Genomic DNA, 19,829 nt, shown 5'->3' on the forward strand with positions numbered 1-19,829 from the left:
ACCATGCCTCTGTCACGCATAGTAACGCTGATTGTTGGTCTAATCGTCATTTTGGGGCTAGCCCTATGGCTAATTGATTCCCTATCGCGCCTCTATTGGCAATTGTCCTATTCGCCGTTGCTAGGCAATTTGCTGCTGTTGCTGCTGATTGTCCTCATAGGAGCGTTGGTTGCTGCTTTTGTTTATTATGTATTGGTGATTCGATCTGGAGAAAAGCGATCGCGCCGCAACCCGAAGCGAGTGACTGCGGCGCAAATTCCCGCTGCTAAATCTGATGCTGCTTCTACAACTCTCCAAGCTGTGCGACAACAGGTAGCACAAATTCAAGATGAGGTAGCACGCCAAGCTTTATTAAGTCGATCGCGAGAAATTGAAGCCAACTTAGCACGGGGTGAAATTCAAGTAGTAGTATTTGGTACGGGAAGTGCTGGTAAAACTTCTCTAGTTAATGCAATTATGGGACGCATGGTAGGTCAGGTGAATGCACCGATGGGTACAACCCAGGTTGGAGAAACCTATTGTCTACGGTTGAAGGGATTAGAACGCAAGATTTTAATTACAGATACACCAGGGATTTTAGAAGCAGGGGTAGCGGGAACGGAACGGGAACAAATGGCGCGAGAACTGGCAACAGAAGCAGATTTACTGTTGTTTGTGGTAGATAATGACTTACGGCGTTCAGAATATGAGCCGCTGCGGGGGTTGGCAGAAATTGGTAAGCGATCGCTCCTAGTACTTAACAAAACTGATCTCTATACAGATGAAGATAAAGAAGCTATCCTGGCTAGGTTGCGTCAACGGGTACTGGGATTTATTGCAACTAATGATGTGGTGGCGATCGCTGCTAATCCCCAACCTGCACAACTAGAAACTGGCGAAACCTTTCAGCCGGAACCGGATATTGTCCCCTTGTTGCGGCGCACGGCTGCTGTTTTACGGGCTGAGGGTGAAGATTTGGTAGCAGATAACATTCTTTTGCAATCTCTACGATTGGGAGACGAGGCGCGAAAACTCATTGATGGTCAGCGTCGCCGTCAAGCTGACAAAATCGTGGAACGTTTTCAGTGGATTGGTGCTGGTGTAGTATCAGTCACGCCGATACCAGTGGTAGATTTGCTGGCGACAGCTGCTGTTAATGCTCAAATGGTTGTGGAAATTGGCAGAGTCTACGGCTGTGAATTGAATATGGAACGGGGACGAGAGTTAGCCCTTTCTTTAGCGAAAACCATCGCCAGTTTGGGCATTGTCAAGGGAGCAATTCAATTATTATCTACAGCTTTGCAGCTCAATGTTGCCACCTTTATTATTGGTAGAGCGATTCAAGGCGTGACAGCAGCTTATTTAACGCGAATTGCTGGTAAAAGTTTTATTGAATATTTTCGTCATGATCAAGATTGGGGTGATGGTGGAATGACGGAAGTTGTGCAGCGACAATTTCAAATTAATCGCAGAGATGAATTTATCAAGGCTTTTATTCAAGAAGCGATCGCGCGGGTAGTGAAGCCGTTAACAGAAAAATCTGAGGTGGTTGAGGAAGATACGGAAGCTGAGGGTTAGGAGATTCTGACCATTGTTCACCTCTGGCTACTCAAAAGCGTAAACTAAGAAATTCTAGTAATTAATTTCTTACCAAGGATGGTCAAAGCCTCATATATCTAGGGTATTTAAGAGGCAGTGCGGCATAGCTTTATTACCCGGTCGGGGCTGATTGCTTACTTTGATAGACAGCAATCTGCGCTACACCAAGATTGTTATACTGTGTGCATAATCGTTTTAACATAACTAAGCTGGTTCCTCAGTAACGATATATGTTTTGTCTCCTATTGATAGGTTTTCACCATCCTCAATAATAGGTGCCCAAGCAATTTTCATACCTTCTCGCTTAAATTTTTGAGCAACAAATTCTATATATTCCATATCAGGCTGAACTGATATAAGTTTCAATAGTTCTGTACCTGCTTTTGTTAACATTCCAACTTCATTTCCGATTTCAGGCGTATCTTTCTCTCTTTCAAATAAGAGAATTAAAGAGGAGTAAAGTAAATTAGAGGTACTGCCGGAGGTACTAGCTTCAAAGGAAAAACCTAGAAACTCACTATCATTTATAAGACCAGCGTCTTTTAGATCAAGAATTTCAGAAAAGCCAATAGTATTATCTTTCTTAAAAATATATTCTCTTGGGTCAAGGTAAAAAGCTATGTTCTTATCACTTAGGACATATTTCCCTAATTCAACAAAGTTTTCTGCTTCTTGTCGTGAAAGATTTTCAATATCTCAAGAGTACGTAGCGAGAAAGAACCAGGTTTTGTAATCTCCCCAGCCAGGATTTTCCCCCACCAGTATTGGAGATCTTCTGTTGAAATTTTCTCTGCTATATCAAAGAAATGATTAATCCATTCTGGTTCTGGCTTCTGTTCTGGGATCTCACTTTTATTTGCTAGTTCCTCAGCAGCGTTTGCACATACGGATTCTATATTCTGTTGCTTTCGTAACTCCTGGTATTCATTACGGTTTGCCGCACGCTCAGCAAGTGAGAGGATCGGGCTAGGTGTCTCAGAAGATCCCATCATCTTAACTTTACCGTCTTCATAATCTGCACCACCAAGCAACTTACGGCTCTCAGCCATAGCTTCGGAAATAACTCGTATTTCGTAAGCTTTAGCCTCAGCATTTTTCTTGATCAGGTCTGGGCGTGAAACTGCACCAAACCCTTCAGCCATTACTTCAATAAGTCTCTTCAGTGGTTCACTAATGCCAGCTAAATCTTTGATTTCCATTTACAGCTACGTATTTTTTACTTCCTAAAAATCGGTGTTTACAATGGTACAGATGTATTAATAAGAATTTAACCGTAAAAACACGTAAAATTAATTTTTTTGTGCCGGACTTGACCAAAATATTCTGTACTCCTATCAATGCTTTCTTTCCTTAAAGTGCGATCGCCCTTGGTTATGTGGGAAACTAACTCTGGAGCGATCGCCGATAATTCAGAATTACAAGTCTTCACAAGGTTACTCGGTTCTACAGTTAGCATTGAACGAGTCGAACATATTTTAAGTGGCGATCGCCGCTGCGCTTATCGTGTTTCTATCTATGATCAAGCTATTAACTCCTAAGAAACATAAGGGTGTAAGGGAGAAGAAGGTGTTTGTTTGATATGTTGCGGGAGCGAAAAACGTACCCGTGAGAGGCTCTTAAAAGTCAGTAAGGCGGCGCAGCTGTGGATCTTGCAGTTTCAGTTTATTGATATAATTCGCAATTTTTGCAAATTGTAAGTATTGATGCCCTTAAAGAAATATTGAGGATCGCGGTTCTTGAGAGAATCAAGATTTTTAGGCTTTCCCCTACTCATTCTTATCCTTACTTATCATGTACAGCACTCCAATAAACCTGAACACAGTCCATCCGGTTTGGAAAACCACATCCAGGAAGGAAACAGTAAGATGCAAGTAAAGTTATACTACGATGCGATCGCCTGCTATCAAAAAGCATTGACTGTTGCAGAGGAGGTATTGCAGGAAGCAACTTCCCACTTAAGTAATTCCGAGGCAATTCATATCTATGTCCTTTCATGTCAGAATCTTCCTAATTGTCACTTGGCGGTGGGACAGTTAATCGAAGCGGAAACTTACTTGCTCAAAGCCCAAAGCAGTGCATCAGAACTCTGGTCAAAGAAAAATCTCAGCCAACTTTTAAACAAGAGACACAAACTGGGTTTTGAGCTTTATTTTCTAACATTATGGCTAGAATTATCTATTTTAACTGAAAGTCTTGTGCAGCAAGGATTATTGTTTTTTTATCTGGAGAGAGTGATGAAAGAGCGATAAAATAGCGGTACTGGATAGATAAAGACTATTTCCCAAATACCGCTACAATCCTGTGTTGATGTCGAGGAAAGTCGCTAAAAACTCATGAATTAAACCATCAGACCAAAGTCGGTGCTTTTTCCATCTCTGCATTGTACTGACCAAGGCTGGCTGCTCCGTTTAACTTCGCTCGATGATAGAGTAATTTTTGTGCCTCAGATGTCTTATGATCATTACCCCGCCAGTAATCTAAAACTGGTTGCTGAATAGCGCGGGCATAGGAAAAGGTAACAGACCAAGGACACTGGGAAGCAAATTTAGCATTCATCACATTCAGATGTTCCGTTGAGCGTTCGTTACTCTGTCCACCGGAAAGGAAAGCAATTCCGGGAACAGTAACAGGTACGTTCTTGAGTAGGCATTGAATAGTCATTTCTGCTACCTGCTCTACACTCGCCTGATTGGGACAAGTCAAGCCAGAAATCACCATACTAGGTTTAAGTATCATCTGGTCAAACTCAACTTTATGCAGACGCAGTTGATTAAATACTGCTTCTAAAGTTTTATTTGTTACTTCGTAAGAATCTTCTATTGTATGGTCGCCATCAATTAATACCTCAGGCTCCACAATTGGTACAAGTCCTCCTTGCTGACACAAAGCAGCATAACGAGCTAGCGCATGAGCATTGGCTTCAATGCAAGTACCGCTGGGAATACCATTACCAATGGTAATCACAGCCCGCCATTTGGCAAAACGTGCGCCCATTTTGTAATATTCAGCAATGCGCTCCCTTAGACCATCTAATCCTTCGGTAACTTTCTCACCTGGACAAGCTGCTAAGTCTTTAGCTCCGGCATCAACTTTGATACCAATGATCATACCCGCGTCTTGCATCACCTTCGTAAAAGCAACCTTAGCCTGAGAAAACTGGCTAATAGTTTCATCGTAGAGAATAGCTCCACTGATGTGTTCAGATAAACCAGGAGTTGTCAGAATTAACTCTCGATAAGCACGTCGTCGTTCTTCTGTCGTGGGGATACCTAACTTTTCAAATCGCTTGTTGCATGTAGTATTGCTTTCATCCATTGCTAGGATACCTTTACCAGGAGCAACCATTGCCTTGGCGGTGTTTCTCAATTCCTGCGCATATGCACTCATGTTAATCATCCCTTCGTTGGTTTTGGCGATCGCTATATATATAAAATTATTATTGCAAATTATTCCTAATAATCCAAATTATTTGTTAAATTCTTTTTGTATAGATACTATGACCTCCTATGTCAGCATTGCTTGTGGAGATTCAATCTTCCGCATTTTTTGTGATTATGCCAAAGTCTCGAAAGGCTAAATGATTTAACTTTTCCGTAAATCAACCTTTTAGATGAGTAGTTATCATAGATACTAAAAACTTCAACTTTGTTATGAAACATCTCTTGGTCAGTAGTTTATCTACCCTACTTTTTACAGCAGGAGCTTATGTTTTATCGGCTCCCTCAATGGCACAGTTTGCAAATGTCAGACAGCATTTGAATTCCCTAACTACAAGTCGTGTAGTTTTTGCTAGAGGAAAAAGTAGTACCACAATTCAAAATGCAGAAACTAACATATACATATTAAGAGCTAAAGCTGGACAAACATTGACTTTAAAAGTTAATAGTTTAGGCGCTCATGCCAGTGTTACTCTCTATGGTGTTAATGGTAAACCTTTAAGTCCAGTTTTCATTGGCGCTGGCAGTGAAGGTAAGAGTTTTCGCCTGCATCTTTACAGCACAGGTGATTACTATATCGTAGGCGGTTCTGGGTCGGCTAATCATTTATACAATTTCACAATTTCTATTAAGTAAGAATATAACGGGAAAAGCTAGATAATTAAATGTGACCCCTAATCTAAACCGATGTGTTCATTTTATGCTCATTTTTGATCACCTTCGTCCACGTTTATCTTTGAGTTTTACTTCTAGGCATTGTAACAGTGTTAATATCTCGAACATGGGCTGCTTGTAGCTTTTGAGTTGTCGTTTGGAAAAATAATAACTCTACTTCATCGGCCTTCTCTCTTTATCCTCTTTTTTTAGCGAAGGTATTATTTACATAAAGTCTTATATTCAACACATTTGTCAAAATAAGACAGTACAAATATTGTTTGAAGTTTAAGATAGTATACATTCTTGTACAATATATACAGTGATTGTTTCTTTGTCACTATGCTAAATTAGTGTCATCAAGGTGTGAAGCTTGGACTCTCTAACGTTCAGCCTAAAATCAGTATTAGGAACTTACAGGCTGCATCAAAATAAATTGTTACAAGCCTAAAGTAGGTAAAGCTTAACTTGATAACACTAATTTGTTACGATGCCATTTTATTTGTCACTGTACAGTTGGAGTTCCTCGAAACTAAATTAGTTTATATACCCAGAGATGCTTTTCGTTTGCGCTTTAGCCACCATCCTGCAACATTGACAACCGCTATCCCACCAAGGGTGTTAGGTTCCGGAACAGGGGTTGAATCGGTATTTTCAATGACAAGTTTAGCAACCGGACCATTACCACTAGCGGCGAAGAGATAATTTTCGCGATCATGTTCTTCAAGATCACCCAAAAGCGCACCTCCAATTGAGAAAAATTTCCCGCTTCTGGCGTTAATATCTGCAATGGCATCCGAGTTGAGAGCAAAACTCAGAATTTCGTTTGGATCACCAGAAGTAGTAACATCAAAAGTTCCATAATTTTTACCACTTCCCAAATCATTATAAATACTGTTGTTGGGGCTACTATTTTTATGAGTAACTACATTAGCAGGTGTTGAAACGTCAAAAAAACCTAGAGTCTCTGTTGGACTTACTGAACCCTCAAATCGTTGAATTTGCAGGGTTGCTGAGGAGACTCCTGCTATAGCACCAAGATCGAATGTAAAAAAGTTACGCAAATCTGTTCCGCGGATATATCCAGTTATATAGTTGGTATTATCGTTATCATTATGCCCATTAATTCCCCCTTCAGCAGCCCACCAACCTTGATCTGATGCATTTACAGTAAAAGTTGCTGCTTGTGCTGCATTTAGCATTCCTAATCCAAATCCAACAATAGCAGCCGTAATTGCCAATTTGTAACACTTTTTCATTGGATACCCTTCTAAATTTGAACTGTTTAGGTAAAATCTACAAAACTTTTTCCTATACAATCACTGTTTTTCAAAGGACACGGTTGCTCCACAATAAGAGTAACTAAGCGTAGTGAAAAATTCAGTATTGAACTAGGGTTCTATTGGCACTAAAGATTATGTATTAAATCAAACAATGGTGTTTTTGGTATGATAAAATAAAAAATCCCAACACCAGTAAAAATACATAAACTTTATACAAAATTTACACAATTTTTATAGCTTCTTTCTTTTTTGGTTTCAAATTACGTCTAATCCCTTACAAAGAGACGAAAAATAGCTTTGAAACTTGAAATTTTTTATTAATCATATAAACATATATCGTCATATTAAAAATTAATAAAATTAGTAAATTATAGTAAAGTAAAATACCCTCTTTATAAGCAAAAATACTTAAAAAATTATACTTGTATTTAAAGTATTAAAACTCTGGTTATTTATTTCTAAAGTATTCCGGAAACAGGTGGGAATGTCAGAAAAACTAAATAAAGGGACTTACTGAGTAACCAGGTCATGACCAGCCACATAATCGGTAAATTACTACAAGGGCGTTACCAAATTGTCCAAAGCCTGAGTGCAGGGGTGTTTGGACAAACATACATAGCTGTAGATGTAGATTATCCACAGAATCCCAGATGCGTTGTTAAACAGATTAAAGTTAGCAGTTCCGAATCTGGCTACTTGGAGATGCTGAGGTTACTGTTTCTAACTGAAACCCAAACCCTCAAGCTTCTGGGAAGCCATCACCAAATTCCTGAATTCATCGCCTGCTTTGAAGAAAACGAGCGATTTTATTTAGTGCAAGAGTGGATTGAAGGACATGCACTGACTGCGGAATTGCCCATCGAGCAACAGTGGGGTTGTCTGTGGAGTGAGAGGGAAGTTGTAGAATTCCTGATAGATGTCTTAGGTATTCTGGAATTTGTTCACTCTCAAGGCGTGATCCATTGCGATATCAAACCGGAAAACTTAATTAGACGTAATAGCAATCGCAAGTTAGTTCTGATTGACTTTGGCTCAATCCAGTCTGTTGATTTTGGTATAGGTGCAGAATTGCCCATTTATCGGATTCCCCTCACCTCATTGGGATACATACCGCCAGAGCAATTTATTGGTCAAACACAGCCCAACAGTGATATTTATGCTTTGGGTATGATTGCCATCCAGGCTTTAACAGGGCTAGAACCACTACAATTAAAGGCTGATCCTTATACTAATGAAATTTTTTGGCGTTCTCAAAACACGCCAGTTAACGATTATCTAGCCGCTGTTCTCAGTCAAATGATCCGCTACGATTCTCAAAACCGCTTCCAGTCTGCGGGTGAGGTACTGCGGGTACTCAAACAAATAACATGGGATCAGCCACCAGAAATATTAGAAGTAGATGAGCAATTTCCCCTAAAGGCGGCGATTGAAGATGATAATTCTCAAAATCTTACATCTGGGAAATTATCCCCGTTATTAACAGGAATGAAAGTTGGACTGGCGGCTAATTCTTTGGTGATGGGATTTGGTGTATATTCTTTAATTAATAATGCACCTGCATACTCAGAAACAGAAACTTTATCTCAAGCCACAAAAGAATATCAAGCAGGAGATTTGCAAGAGGCGATCGCACTTGTTAAATCAATTCCTTCCCACAGCAATGTTTATCCAGAAGCCCAAGCCACAGTTGAAGAATGGCAACAACAATGGCAAGTAGCTGCACAGCAATACCAAATAGCTCAAACAGCTTTTCATGAGAGCAGATGGTCAGATGTTCTTCATGCTGTTGCTAAAATTCCAAATATTTTATATTGGCAATCTAAAACAGATAAATTAGTTCAGCAAGCATCCGTCAACATTGAAGCACAGACGCAAGATTTATTAGCAAAAGCTTACGAAAGTGCCCAAATAAAAGATTTTTCTACTGCATTACAATATCTGCGTCAAATTCCTCAAGAAAGTCGTGCAGGTGGTTTAGTTCAAGAAAAGCTGGCTGAGTACAATAAAAAGCGGCAGATTAGAGCAGCGTACTTTTTGCAGAACGCTTACAAAAAAGCATCTATTGGTGATTTTGATCTGGCTCTGAAATTTCTCCAAAATATTCCCAACGATACTCTGGTTTATGCTCAAGCTCAAGTCAAACTGAATGAGTATACTCAAAAGCAACGCCTGCTGGCTGACTCTCAAAAGGTAGCTTTTGCAAAAAAAACAAATTCATTTACATCTAAAAACTCAGCTACTAAGATTGAATATCTTCAGGGAGTAAATTACCTACAAGAGGTGAATATTCGGTAGTTACAGCAATTTTTAGATTAATGGACTTGTTACATATAGCAATTTTAAAATGTGAGTAGGGGCACAATATATCCATTGGTGTCAACTTCAATTAAAACTCCTTTAAAACCTCATTTCCGTTCTGCCGCAAGTCTTGAGGCGGTAGCCCCCCATTAGGCATTCCTAGTCAGAGACTTCTTTTCGAGAGAAACCCTTCAGCCTCATTCCCTACTAGGGTTGGGAGAGAGGTTCTTTCAGGATTACTGAATTGGTGTTCTAGTACATAAAGAAGTGATGTTTTCTTTTATTTAGTTTGTAAATTCTAATTTATCGGATGGGTAGTTCAAGGATAAACTCTATGCCTTCACCTGGTTGGGAATGGTATGTGAGCTTGCCGTGATGATTATTAACCACAATTTGGTAAGCAATAGATAGACCAAGCCCTGTTCCTTTACCGACAGGTTTGGTTGTGTAAAAGGCATCGAATATTTTTGTTTGTTCTGCTTTGCTTATACCTGAGCCATTGTCGGCAATTCTTAAAATAACTTGCTCTCCAATTACCTCAGTTTTAATTTTAATCACACCATAATATTGATAATTTGTACCCAGATATTTATTTTTATATATTTCTTCAATTGCATCGATTGCATTAGAAATTAAATTCATAAAAACCTGATTAATTTCGCCAGCAAAACACTCAATAAGTGGCAAGTCTCCATATTCTTTGATTAGTTGGATAGCTGGGTAGTTAGCATTTTGTTTAAACCGATGTCCAAGAATGAGTAATGTACTTTCTAACCCTTCATGCAAGTTAGCTAGTTTCTTACCAGCTTCTCTGTGTCGTGAGAAGTTGTTCAAATATGACACAATTTCTGTAACGCGATCTGTACCAACTTGCATGGATTGAATAATTTTAGATAAATCATTTAACAAAAAATTGAGATCGCTTTGTTGAATTGCATTTTGAATTTCATTTGGTGGTTCTGGCAGATATTTTTGATAGAGATACAGTAAATTAACTATCTCATGTACATACTGTTTAACAAATTTTAAATTGCCAGCTATAAAATTGACAGGATTATTAACTTCATGAGCAATTCCTGCTGTCAGTTGACCTAAAGCTGCTACCTTTTCTGCTTGAATCAGTTGAGTTTGAGTCTGTTGTAATTCGACGTTTTTAGCAATTAAGGTTTTCGTTAAATTTCTCAGCTTTAGGTGATTTTCGATCCGCACCAAGACTTCTTCATGCTGAAAAGGTTTGGTAATGTAGTCTACGGCTCCCAATTGCAAACCTTTAACTTTATCAGCAGTTTCTGAGAGGGCTGTCATAAAAATGACCGGAATATCTTGGACACGAGGATTGCTTTTTAGCTGTTTACAGGTTTCAAAACCATCTATACCCGGCATCATCACATCCAGCAAGATTAAATCAGGTAAATCATCATTTTCTAATCGCTGAAGGGCTTTTTCACCGCTGCGTGCTGCCCAAACTTCAAAGCTAGACTGATCCAGAAAGCTGGATAAAACTTGTAAATTGGTAGGGTTATCGTCAACGACTAAAACAACTCCCCTGGAAGGAGCATAATTGATAGAATTATTTTGGTCTCCAATAGTCGTTTTCATACTGTTTCCACCGCATATTGACTCAAGAAACTGAGGATTAAATCTTCATCAAATTGCCTTGCTAGCTGTCGTAGTTCGTTAGCAAATGGCGCGAAGGTTGTGTCTGTTTCCTCAAGTTGATCAGTCCACTTGAGAATGGCATTGAAGTTACCTTTACTGGCTAAGGTGACTAGTTCCTGCAACACTTCGGGGGAAGGAGGGGTTAATTGAGCAGATTGGCTATTTGCTGTCGTTGCTTCTTTGGCTTTTTCTCCATCAGGCTGAGATTGCTTGTAAATCCATACCAAATTTAAGTAGCGTTCTAATTGATGCAATAATTCATTTACCTGTATAGGTTTGCTGAGAAAGGCGTTACCTCCAGCTTGCAGGCTGCGATGTTGGTCGGCTTCAAAAACACTAGCGGAAGAGACGATAATCAAGACATCCTGAATTTCTGGAGTGTGACGCAGGTGTTCAATTAATTCAAACCCATCCATTTCTGGCATCAGCAAATCTGTGATGATTAAGTCTGGCTTGAGGGCGATCGCTTTTTCTAAACCATCTTTACCGTTGCTGGCTTCAACTACATTAAAACCCAGTGGTTGCAGTAAGTTTGTAATTACTATGCGATTCTCCCAGCGATCATCAACCATCAGGATGGTGTAGGGGCTACCCTCAAAGCCAATGATTTGTTTCTCTGATACAGCGATGGCAGGTTGAAAATAGTCAGTCGCTTCGGGAATCTCCAATTCAAACCAGAAGCTACTCCCCTGACCGATCTGACTCTTAACATGGATATCGCTACCCATCATCTGCACTAACTGCCGAGTAATAGCTAAACCCAGCCCTGTGCCTTCAGCTTGGCGCTTTTTCTCACCTACTTGTTCAAATGGCAAGAAAATTTTGCTCAATTCTGTGGGAGTTATACCAATTCCCGTATCTTCTACAGTACAGCGAAGGCGATATTTCACTGTCTGTCCATCACTGGGAGGTTGATCGATTACTTCAATATTGAAAGTAACCTGACCTTCATCTGTAAATTTGATGGCATTTCCCAGCAGATTCAATAACACCTGACGTAATCTTTTGACATCAACATGAACCTCTGTAGGTAAGTTGATCGCGGGTTTATAGACAAAAAAAATGCCCTTTTGTTTTGCCCGAATCTGGCATATTTCGACAATTCCTTGGAGAAAAGATGGGAAATACACATCATGGGGATACAGTTCTAGCTTTTTCGCTTCAATTTTGGAGAGATCCAAAATGTCATTAATTAAAGTCAGCAGATGAGAGCCGCATTGTTCAATAATATTGATGTGATATTGCTCTTGATTAGGTAAAGCTGGGGAACGCAGCAAAATTTGGGCACAACCAAGAATGCCATTCAAGGGCGTTCGCAGTTCATGACTCATGTTGGCTAAAAATTCGCTTTTAGCATGGTTGGCTGTATCAGATGCAGCTTTAGACTTTTTCAGTTCAGCTTGTTCAAATGCTTGCACCTGCCACAAGACAGTAATCATGGTGAGTGTCAGTCCACCGACAATTAAGGCAATCAAATCGAGGAATTGCAATCGAGATTCGATATTTTGGCGGGGAATCACCAAAGCCACAGACCAGTTAGCGGCTTGCAACGGTAGATAAGCTACATACTTTTTAGTGCCGTCAATTTCCATCAACTCAATTCCCTGTTGTTTGTTTACCATCCGTTGGGCGATCGCATTTAAATTGCGATCGCCCATTTTCAGCAGGCTGGGTGCAGGTTTTTCTACGGTTGACATTAACGCCGAGTTAGGATAAACGATTGCTTGTCCTTGGGAATTGAGGGCAAAAGCATAGCTGTTCGTGTCATAGTGCAGGGAGTTGACAACCTCCGCAATGTGCTCGACTCTCACATTGCCCTGGAAGGCGCCAATCGGTGAACTACTGCTAGCAGAATTTGACCAGATCGGCGTGGCGATCGCAATTAAAGGAATTCCTGTAGAACGGCTAATGAAGGGGTCAGAAATGTTCCTCTTTCCTGAAATTGCTTTTTGAAAGTAGTCTCGATCCTGAATATTTTTATTTGATCGACCAACTTTGGTATTGGAATATGAACCATCTGGATTAGCTATTTGGAAAAGGAAAAATTCATTGATCCGCTTAACTTCTGCCTTTAAATAGGGGTCTGCCGCAGACCAATTTAAGGAGCGGACAGTTGAAGTATTAGCTAGGGTTTCTACCTCCACTTGGCGAAGGTATAACCACTGATCAATTTTAGCAACCCCTCTCTGTACCTCTACAAAAGCACTCTGTCTCAAATCTTTGAGCATCATATTTCTAGCAGCTTGATAGCTGAAATAAGCAGAAATACTGACTATAAGGGTAGTGCCGCCAAGAATAAATCGAATCAGTAAATTTCGTGAGGGATGATTTCCTTTGTCAGATGATAATAGACTAGAGTTTTGTTGTATCAAGGGTTAGCTCCTTAATCACATAGTTAGGTAAGAAAAAATTCTAGGTTATCTTTAGATTGCCCAAGAAATTACCGATGCTCACAGCTTTTGGTAAAATAGTCAATAAATTTATAGTAATGCTGTGGATTATAAATTTTTATTTAAAAATATTCTTGAAAATCAACTAGAATTCTAATTCTTGCTTCTAAGAAGTGTTGTTAATACATAAGTTTTGGATACTAAGCGATCGCACACCAACAAACCAATCAATGGGATATGTGCAATCAGGCAAGCGTTTGAGATAAAATCGCGATCGCCTAATATTTAAACAATCAGGCTAAATTAGAAACAAAATCAGCATAAAAAGTAAATATCATGAGTGTCAAAGGTCTGTTTTTGTAATTCCGCAGTCTTAGCAAGCTCGTACTTTACAAGATTTGCACGCTGCCGCTTTTATATAGCACTTCTCGAAACAAGGGGCTAAACAAGGGGTAAAGGTAAAATCCCCTTGTTAAAAATAGGCAAACTGACGCCACAGTCTACTAGTACAGCACGGCGGAAATAAGCAGACCATTAAAAAGCCCTAAAAAGGTTATTCCATAATACTTTTGACTTTTGACTTTTGAATGAGTGACTTCCGCCTTGCGGTACTAAGGTGTCCTCTGCGGTGGATTAGTAGGATTAGGAACTGGGATAATTGGCACAATTATGGGCTTTGGTTTCTCGCTTTGCAGTTGAATCTGGGCTTGATTGCGGGCGTCTATTGCTTGTTGGTAATTAGGCTTGTATTTTATTGCTTGATTGTAAGATGCGATCGCATCTTGGTACCGTTTCAAATTTAATAGGGCATTACCTCTGTTATACCAGCTTTCGGAATGGTCTGGTTTATAACGAACTGCCTTATTATAAGATGCGATCGCATCTGCGTATTTCTGCAAACTGTATTGTGAATTCCCCAAATTATACCATAGTTGATAGTCGTTTCTCTTAAGTGTTGCTGCTTTGTTATAAGATTTTATTGCTTCTTCATAGCGTTGGGTTTGATGCAGCGACCAGCCCAGATTATACCATGCTTGATAGTTACTAGGATTGTATTTAATTACTTGATTAAAAGATTCAATTGCTTCTGGATAACGTTGTAAATTCATGAGGATATTACTTCTCGCCAACCAAGCTTGATAATAATTTGGCTGGTATTGCACTGCTTTATCATAAGCTGTGAACGCATCTCGGTAGCGTCGCAACTTGACTAGCGCGTTTCCCCAATTATACCAAGCTTGCTCGTAATCTGGTTTTAAATCAACGACTTTTTCATAGGCTGCGATCGCATCTTCATATCGCTTAGAATACTGCAAAGCTAATCCTTTTTTATACCAAGCTTCGTAATTATCTGGCTTGAATTCAATCGCTTTTTCATAAGATTTAATTGCTTGATCATATTGATTTAAATTACTTAAAGCTTCACCTTTAGCGTTCCAGACTTCCGAGTTTTTATCATTTAATTGTAAAGCTTTGTCAAAAGAGGCGATCGCTTCTTGATATCGCTGTAAACTTACCAATACAAAGCCTCGTCCGCTCCAAGCTTCAAAATAATCTGGCTGAATTTGAATTGCTTTATCATATGCAGTTAATGCTTCTTTATATTTTTTTAATTTATACAGCGTTTTGCCTTGACCATTCCATCCTTGAGCATAATCTGGTCTAATATTAATGGCTTTTTCATATACTTCTAATGCGTCTTGATAGCGTTGCAAATCAAAAAATGTATTTCCTTGCTTAGATAATTCTATGGCATTATTTGAATTAATGTAATTAAAAATAAATATTGATGCTACTCCACTGACCCCAATTAAAAATATTGCTAGGAAAATTTTAACTAATATTCCTTTTTTAGGTTGGGGTTTGGTTATATTCTTTGGTGGAGAAATAGGAGTTAACGCTATTGTCTGAGCAGGTGGTTGGATTAACTCTTTCAACGCTTGTAATGCTACCGTTGCCGAAGGATAGCGTTGCCGAAAGTCGTAGCACACCATTTTATCTAAGAATTGAGCGAATTCTGGCGTTACCGTGGCTTGATTGTGCCAGATGATTTCATTAGTATCAGCATCTTTTGCTATTTCCTCTGGTGATAATCCAGTCAAAGCTTGAATAGCAATTATTCCCGCAGCATAAATATCACTGCTTAATTTTGGTGTACCATGAGCTTGTTCACTAGGAATATATCCAGGCGTACCTATAGCAACGGTACCTCTAGTTGAGCCTTCAGGAGTAATCACCTGGGTAGTAATTTGTTTAACTGCACCAAAATCAATTAAGATTAATTTGCCATCCTGGTGGCGTCTGAGGATATTTCCGGGATTAACATCACGGTGAATTACATTCTGTTGATGGACAAATTCTAGAATTGTCAAAATTTCTTGCAAAAGTGAAATTACTTGGTCTTGAGTTAGGGTTTTACCTGGTATTAATTCTTGACTCAAGTCGTGGCCTTTGATCAATTCCTGTACGAGATAGAATTCGGCATTTTCCTCAAAGTAAGCTAAAAGTTGAGGAATGCGATCGTGAGTTCCTAATTTATATAGAACTTGTGCTTCTGTATCAAATAAACGCCTAGCTGTCTCCAAAGTTACTGGATCAGTAGCCTGAAGCTTAAGTTTTTTGACAACACATTGAGGTGATCCGGGTAATTGAGTATCATAAGCCACAAATGTTTCACCAAAACCCCCTCCTCCCAAGTTACTAATAATTTGGTATCTTCCAACAAGTGTGTTTCCTAGCATCTCGTTTGCCTAGTTAAGTGCGATGCGATCTGATTTCAATCTTGCCACACGTTAAGCAGAAGTGAGGGAGTGGGGAGTGGGGAGTAGGGAGAAGATAGGGAACCGCTTGGATGATGACTTGTTTGGTGTTTCTTAATTACGAATTATGTTAGCGAGTTTTTGAGCGTTCTTACGAATTAATATGATTCCTATTAGTGATAATATTCGTTGTCGGAGTAAACCGATTATTAATTACTGGCTGATTAGCATTAATATTGCCATATTTTTAGGGGAACTTAAACTAGAATTTAGTGATGAATTGGGCTATTTTGTCAATAGTTGGGGTGTGATTCCAGCCCAGATTAGTAGCGCAATTACAAATGCGGTATTTTTCAACAACTCTGCTGCTTGGATAATTGTAATTTGGCAAACATTATCACTACTTTTGGGAATATTTATACATGGCAGTTTTAGTCAAATATTGGGAAATCTGTTATTTTTGTGGGTTTTTGGGAAGACTGTAGAAAATATTCTGGGACATAGACGCTATCTAGGATTTTATCTGGCTGCTGGGGTGATCACAGGGATAGTCCAAATTCTGGCTGAACCGAGTTTGACAGTACCATTGATTGGGGCAAATGGTGCGATCGCAGCTGTTTTAGGAGCATATGTTCTGAAATTTCCTAAAGCTAAAATTGACACAATTTTGCCGCTAATAATCTTGTATATCCCCATCGAACTTCCAGCCTTTTTCTATATATTTTGGTGGTTTTTGCAACAATTATTTTATGGTATAGGCAGTTTAAATATTCCCCCTGCTGGTGTAAATCAATCGGGTGTTGTCTTCTGGGGGCAGGTTGTGGGATTATTGATTGGTGCAGCTTTCATGCGATTGAAAAGATGAGTGATTACTAAATCACTGCTGGATGCAAAGCGTCTTGTCGTTAGACGCCGCTCTTAATAATCGTCAGATGTCTTTTGGCTAAAACTTCTATGTACCTTTTGATGTATTGTATTTTTCAACGAAAAAATCCATACTGCTAAAGCTAGGGGATGCCTACTCTTCAAATCGGTATTGTTTAGTTCTGAGCAGTGTAAAAAATGCCAAATATTGATAAAACTAACTTTCAAGTCACTGATGAATTAACAGTTCTGCGGCATCGTGTGGCTGAGTTAGAGGAATCAGAAATATCTTATCAACAAAGGCAAGCAGCGCTTGAGGAACAACTAACAAAACTAGAAACAGAATTAGCAATAGCAACACAGAATCCCCAGATTCAAGTTGTCGAGTATGGCATTAAATCGCATCTTCAACAGGGAATATCCACAGCCTTTAATCTACCAACAGATGTGGCGGTGAGTTTACAGCAACTCCAAGAAGAAATTGCACAGCGACAGCAGGTAGAAGTCTCCCTGAGGGAGAGTGAAGAACGGCTCAGGCTTGCTCTAGATGCTTCCCAGATGGGCTTGTGGGATTGGAATATTGTTACCAATCAAGTCATCTGGTCTGAAAATCATGAAGTGCTTTTTGGTCTGCTTCCAGGGAGTTTTGAGGGCACTTATGAGGCGTTTCTGAAGTGCGTTTATCGTGAAGACAGGCAATCTGTAATGCAAGTTATTGCCCAGGCTTTAAGACAAAAGACTGACTACAACAATGAATATCGCATAGTTCGATTAGATCAAAGTGTACATTGGATTTCTGCCAAGGGAAAATTTATTTATGACGATCAGGGACAAGCGGTGCGAATGATCGGAGTTTGTATGGAAACTACTGTGTGCAAGCAGGCAGAAGAAAGTACTCGTGAACTAACAACCCAAGTTCAAGAACAGGCAAATATTTTAAATGCTATCCTCACTGCATCAGTAGATCACATTTACATCTTTAATCGCAGAGGTTGCTATCAGTATGTCAGTCGTGATGGAGCTACTCTATTAGGCTTAAATCCCCAGGATATCATCGGAAAAACTTTGCCAGAATTGGATTTACCTACAGACCTTGTAGAGCAGGTTGATAATCAACGACAAGCTGTGATGAAAACTGGGCAGCCGATTAAGGATGAGTGTGAATATCTTACTGCTGATGGAGTGCATTATTATGAATACATCCTCACAGCATTACGGAATTCCAATCAAACTATTGAAGGCGTAATTAGTGTTTATCACGATATTACCGAACACAAACGGGCAGAAAAATCATTACGTGAAAGTGAAGCGCGATTTCGGCGTTTATTTGAATCTAATCTGATTGGAGTCGCTTTTTGGAATGTGGATGGCTTTATTATTGATGCCAATGATGCCTTTCTTCAACTAGCTGGCTACACTCGTGATCAGTTTGCCACCTTAGGGAGAATTAATTGGAGAGAACTTACTCCTGTCGAGTATAAGGATTTAGACGATCGCGCCCTTTTGGAGGTGCAAACCAGTGGAGTTTCCAGAATTTATGAGAAAGAGTACATCCACCGCAACGGAAAGCGAGTACCAATTGTTTTGGGGATAGCCTTGCTGAATGACTCCCAGGATAATTGTGTTGCTTTTGTACTCGATATTACCGAGCGTAAATTAGCCGAGAAAGAATGCGATCGCCTCCTTGAACGAGAAAGAACAGCACGCCAACAAGCAGAAATCGCCAACAAAATCAAAAATGAATTTTTGGGGGTTCTCTCCCATGAACTGCGAACCCCACTCAACTCCCTTCTGGGGTGGTCGAAAATGCTGCGGACTCGCAAGTTTGATGAAAAAACCACTAACCACGCCTTGGAAACCATTGAACGCAACGCCAAGTTACAAACCCAGCTAATTGAAGATTTGTTGGATGTATCTCACATCCTCCAAGGAAAATTAAACTTGAATATCTGTCCGGTAAGCTTGGTAATGGTAGTTGAAGCAGCACTAAAGACAGTACAACTAGCCGCACAAGCTAAGTCAATTCAAATTCAGACCATATTTGATCCCACTTTGGGACAAGTGATCGGCGACCCAAATCGGCTGCAACAAGTTGTGTGGAACTTGCTCTCTAATGCAGTAAAATTTACACCAACAGGAGGACGGGTAGAAATTCGACTCATGGAAGCTGCTAACCAGGCTCAAATTCAGGTCAGTGATACAGGTAAGGGAATTTCCCTAGACTTTTTATCTTATGTATTTGATTACTTTCGCCAAGCTGATGGCACAACTACTCGGACATTTGGGGGATTAGGTTTAGGATTAGCAATCGTGCGTAAGGTTGTAGAAATGCATGGGGGAAAAGTTCAAGCCGAAAGTCCTGGAGAAGGATCGGGTGCAACCTTCACTGTTGAGCTACCCCTTTTAGTCAGAAGTGAAGATGTTAGGTATGAAGAGAATGAGTCTTTAGATTCTGAGCCAGAATCCTCGCTGCTCTCAAACACTCAAGTTTTGGTGGTAGACGATGAACCCGATATCCGCGACTTAATTACCTTTATTTTGCAAGACTACGGTGCAGAAGTAACCGCCGTATCCTCAGCACAGGAAGCATTACAAGCGCTGTCTGAGTCGATACCAGATGTTTTAATTAGCGATATTGGAATGCCAAAGACAGACGGTTATATGCTGATGCGGGAAGTGAGAGCGCGATCGCCTCAACAAGGAGGACACGTACCAGCGATCGCTTTGACGGCTTATGCAGGGGAAATGAATCAACAGCAAGCGCTAGCAGCAGGATTTCAAATGCATATTTCTAAACCAGTAGATCCAGATGTATTGCTGAAAGCGATCGCTGATTTAAGGTAAGCGTCCCAGGGAGCATCTCAGTTTTTGAAGTACCTCAAACCGACAATAATCCATTAAGGTAGG

The 19,829-nt window shown here is 39.9% G+C and carries 14 protein-coding genes; 7 read left to right on the forward strand and 7 right to left on the reverse strand.

Features of this window, described 5'->3' with window-relative positions; genetic code table 11:
• Positions 1–3 precede the first annotated feature (3 nt).
• Entirely contained in the window at positions 4–1,557 is a 1,554-nt protein-coding gene (locus Q0541_RS06315; protein ID WP_298907113.1) for a YcjF family protein, read from the forward strand.
• 225 nt (positions 1,558–1,782) lie between these two features.
• Here Q0541_RS06315 and Q0541_RS06320 read toward each other — a convergent pair whose 3' ends face one another.
• Together Q0541_RS06320 and Q0541_RS06325 are read right to left on the reverse strand one after the other, a co-directional pair.
• Complete coding sequence (locus tag Q0541_RS06320; RefSeq protein ID WP_366941823.1) at positions 1,783–2,271, reverse strand: DUF2806 domain-containing protein; 489 nt, start codon at positions 2,269–2,271, stop codon at positions 1,783–1,785.
• On the reverse strand, positions 2,226–2,777 hold the full coding sequence (locus Q0541_RS06325; protein ID WP_298907117.1) for a DUF2806 domain-containing protein: 552 nt from the start codon (positions 2,775–2,777) through the stop codon (positions 2,226–2,228). Before Q0541_RS06325 ends, Q0541_RS06320 begins: the two co-directional genes overlap by 46 nt.
• Positions 2,778–2,915: 138 nt before the next feature.
• Here Q0541_RS06325 and Q0541_RS06330 point away from each other — a divergent pair, with 138 nt between their 5' ends.
• Both Q0541_RS06330 and Q0541_RS06335 read left to right on the forward strand, forming a co-directional pair.
• A complete protein-coding gene (locus tag Q0541_RS06330) occupies positions 2,916–3,116 on the forward strand; it encodes a hypothetical protein (RefSeq protein ID WP_298907120.1) in 201 nt (66 codons plus the stop codon).
• 327 nt (positions 3,117–3,443) lie between these two features.
• The gene (locus Q0541_RS06335; RefSeq protein WP_298907123.1) at positions 3,444–3,827 is read left to right on the forward strand and encodes a hypothetical protein; all 384 of its coding nucleotides are present in this window, start codon (positions 3,444–3,446) and stop codon (positions 3,825–3,827) included.
• A 97-nt stretch (positions 3,828–3,924) separates the two neighbouring features.
• Here the strand turns inward: Q0541_RS06335 and Q0541_RS06340 are convergent, their stop codons facing one another.
• Positions 3,925–4,965: a class I fructose-bisphosphate aldolase gene (locus tag Q0541_RS06340; protein WP_298907124.1), complete on the reverse strand. Its 1,041-nt coding sequence runs from the start codon at positions 4,963–4,965 to the stop codon at positions 3,925–3,927.
• A 263-nt stretch (positions 4,966–5,228) separates the two neighbouring features.
• On the opposite strand from Q0541_RS06340, the gene Q0541_RS06345 reads away from it, so the two are divergent.
• Positions 5,229–5,651, forward strand: a complete 423-nt coding sequence (locus Q0541_RS06345) for a hypothetical protein (protein ID WP_298907125.1) — start codon at positions 5,229–5,231, stop codon at positions 5,649–5,651.
• Positions 5,652–6,211: 560 nt separating this feature from the next.
• Here the strand turns inward: Q0541_RS06345 and Q0541_RS06350 are convergent.
• A complete protein-coding gene (locus tag Q0541_RS06350) occupies positions 6,212–6,928 on the reverse strand; it encodes a PEP-CTERM sorting domain-containing protein (RefSeq protein WP_298907127.1) in 717 nt (238 codons plus the stop codon).
• A 552-nt stretch (positions 6,929–7,480) separates the two neighbouring features.
• Between Q0541_RS06350 and Q0541_RS06355 the strand changes: the two genes are divergently transcribed.
• Positions 7,481–9,247 (forward strand): serine/threonine-protein kinase, encoded by a 1,767-nt coding sequence (locus Q0541_RS06355; RefSeq protein WP_298907129.1) that lies wholly within the window; start codon positions 7,481–7,483, stop codon positions 9,245–9,247.
• A gap of 306 nt (positions 9,248–9,553) precedes the next feature.
• Here the strand turns inward: Q0541_RS06355 and Q0541_RS06360 are convergent, their stop codons facing one another.
• From Q0541_RS06360 to Q0541_RS06370, 3 genes are all read right to left on the reverse strand, one after another.
• Positions 9,554–10,849, reverse strand: coding sequence for a response regulator (locus tag Q0541_RS06360; protein ID WP_298907131.1), 1,296 nt, complete (start codon positions 10,847–10,849; stop codon positions 9,554–9,556).
• On the reverse strand, positions 10,846–13,281 hold the full coding sequence (locus Q0541_RS06365) for a hybrid sensor histidine kinase/response regulator (protein WP_298907133.1): 2,436 nt from the start codon (positions 13,279–13,281) through the stop codon (positions 10,846–10,848). Before Q0541_RS06365 ends, Q0541_RS06360 begins: the two co-directional genes overlap by 4 nt.
• A gap of 629 nt (positions 13,282–13,910) precedes the next feature.
• A complete protein-coding gene (locus Q0541_RS06370) occupies positions 13,911–16,040 on the reverse strand; it encodes a serine/threonine-protein kinase (protein ID WP_298907135.1) in 2,130 nt (709 codons plus the stop codon).
• 181 nt (positions 16,041–16,221) lie between these two features.
• Here Q0541_RS06370 and Q0541_RS06375 point away from each other — a divergent pair, with 181 nt between their 5' ends.
• Positions 16,222–16,923, forward strand: a complete 702-nt coding sequence (locus tag Q0541_RS06375; protein WP_298907136.1) for a rhomboid family intramembrane serine protease — start codon at positions 16,222–16,224, stop codon at positions 16,921–16,923.
• Positions 16,924–17,120: 197 nt separating this feature from the next.
• Positions 17,121–19,766: a PAS domain S-box protein gene (locus Q0541_RS06380; RefSeq protein ID WP_298907139.1), complete on the forward strand. Its 2,646-nt coding sequence runs from the start codon at positions 17,121–17,123 to the stop codon at positions 19,764–19,766.
• Positions 19,767–19,829: the final 63 nt, after the last annotated feature.

Origin of the sequence: uncultured Nostoc sp., from assembly GCF_937863485.1 — a bacterium.
In the GTDB taxonomy this organism is placed as follows: Bacteria; Cyanobacteriota; Cyanobacteriia; order Cyanobacteriales; family Nostocaceae; genus Nostoc.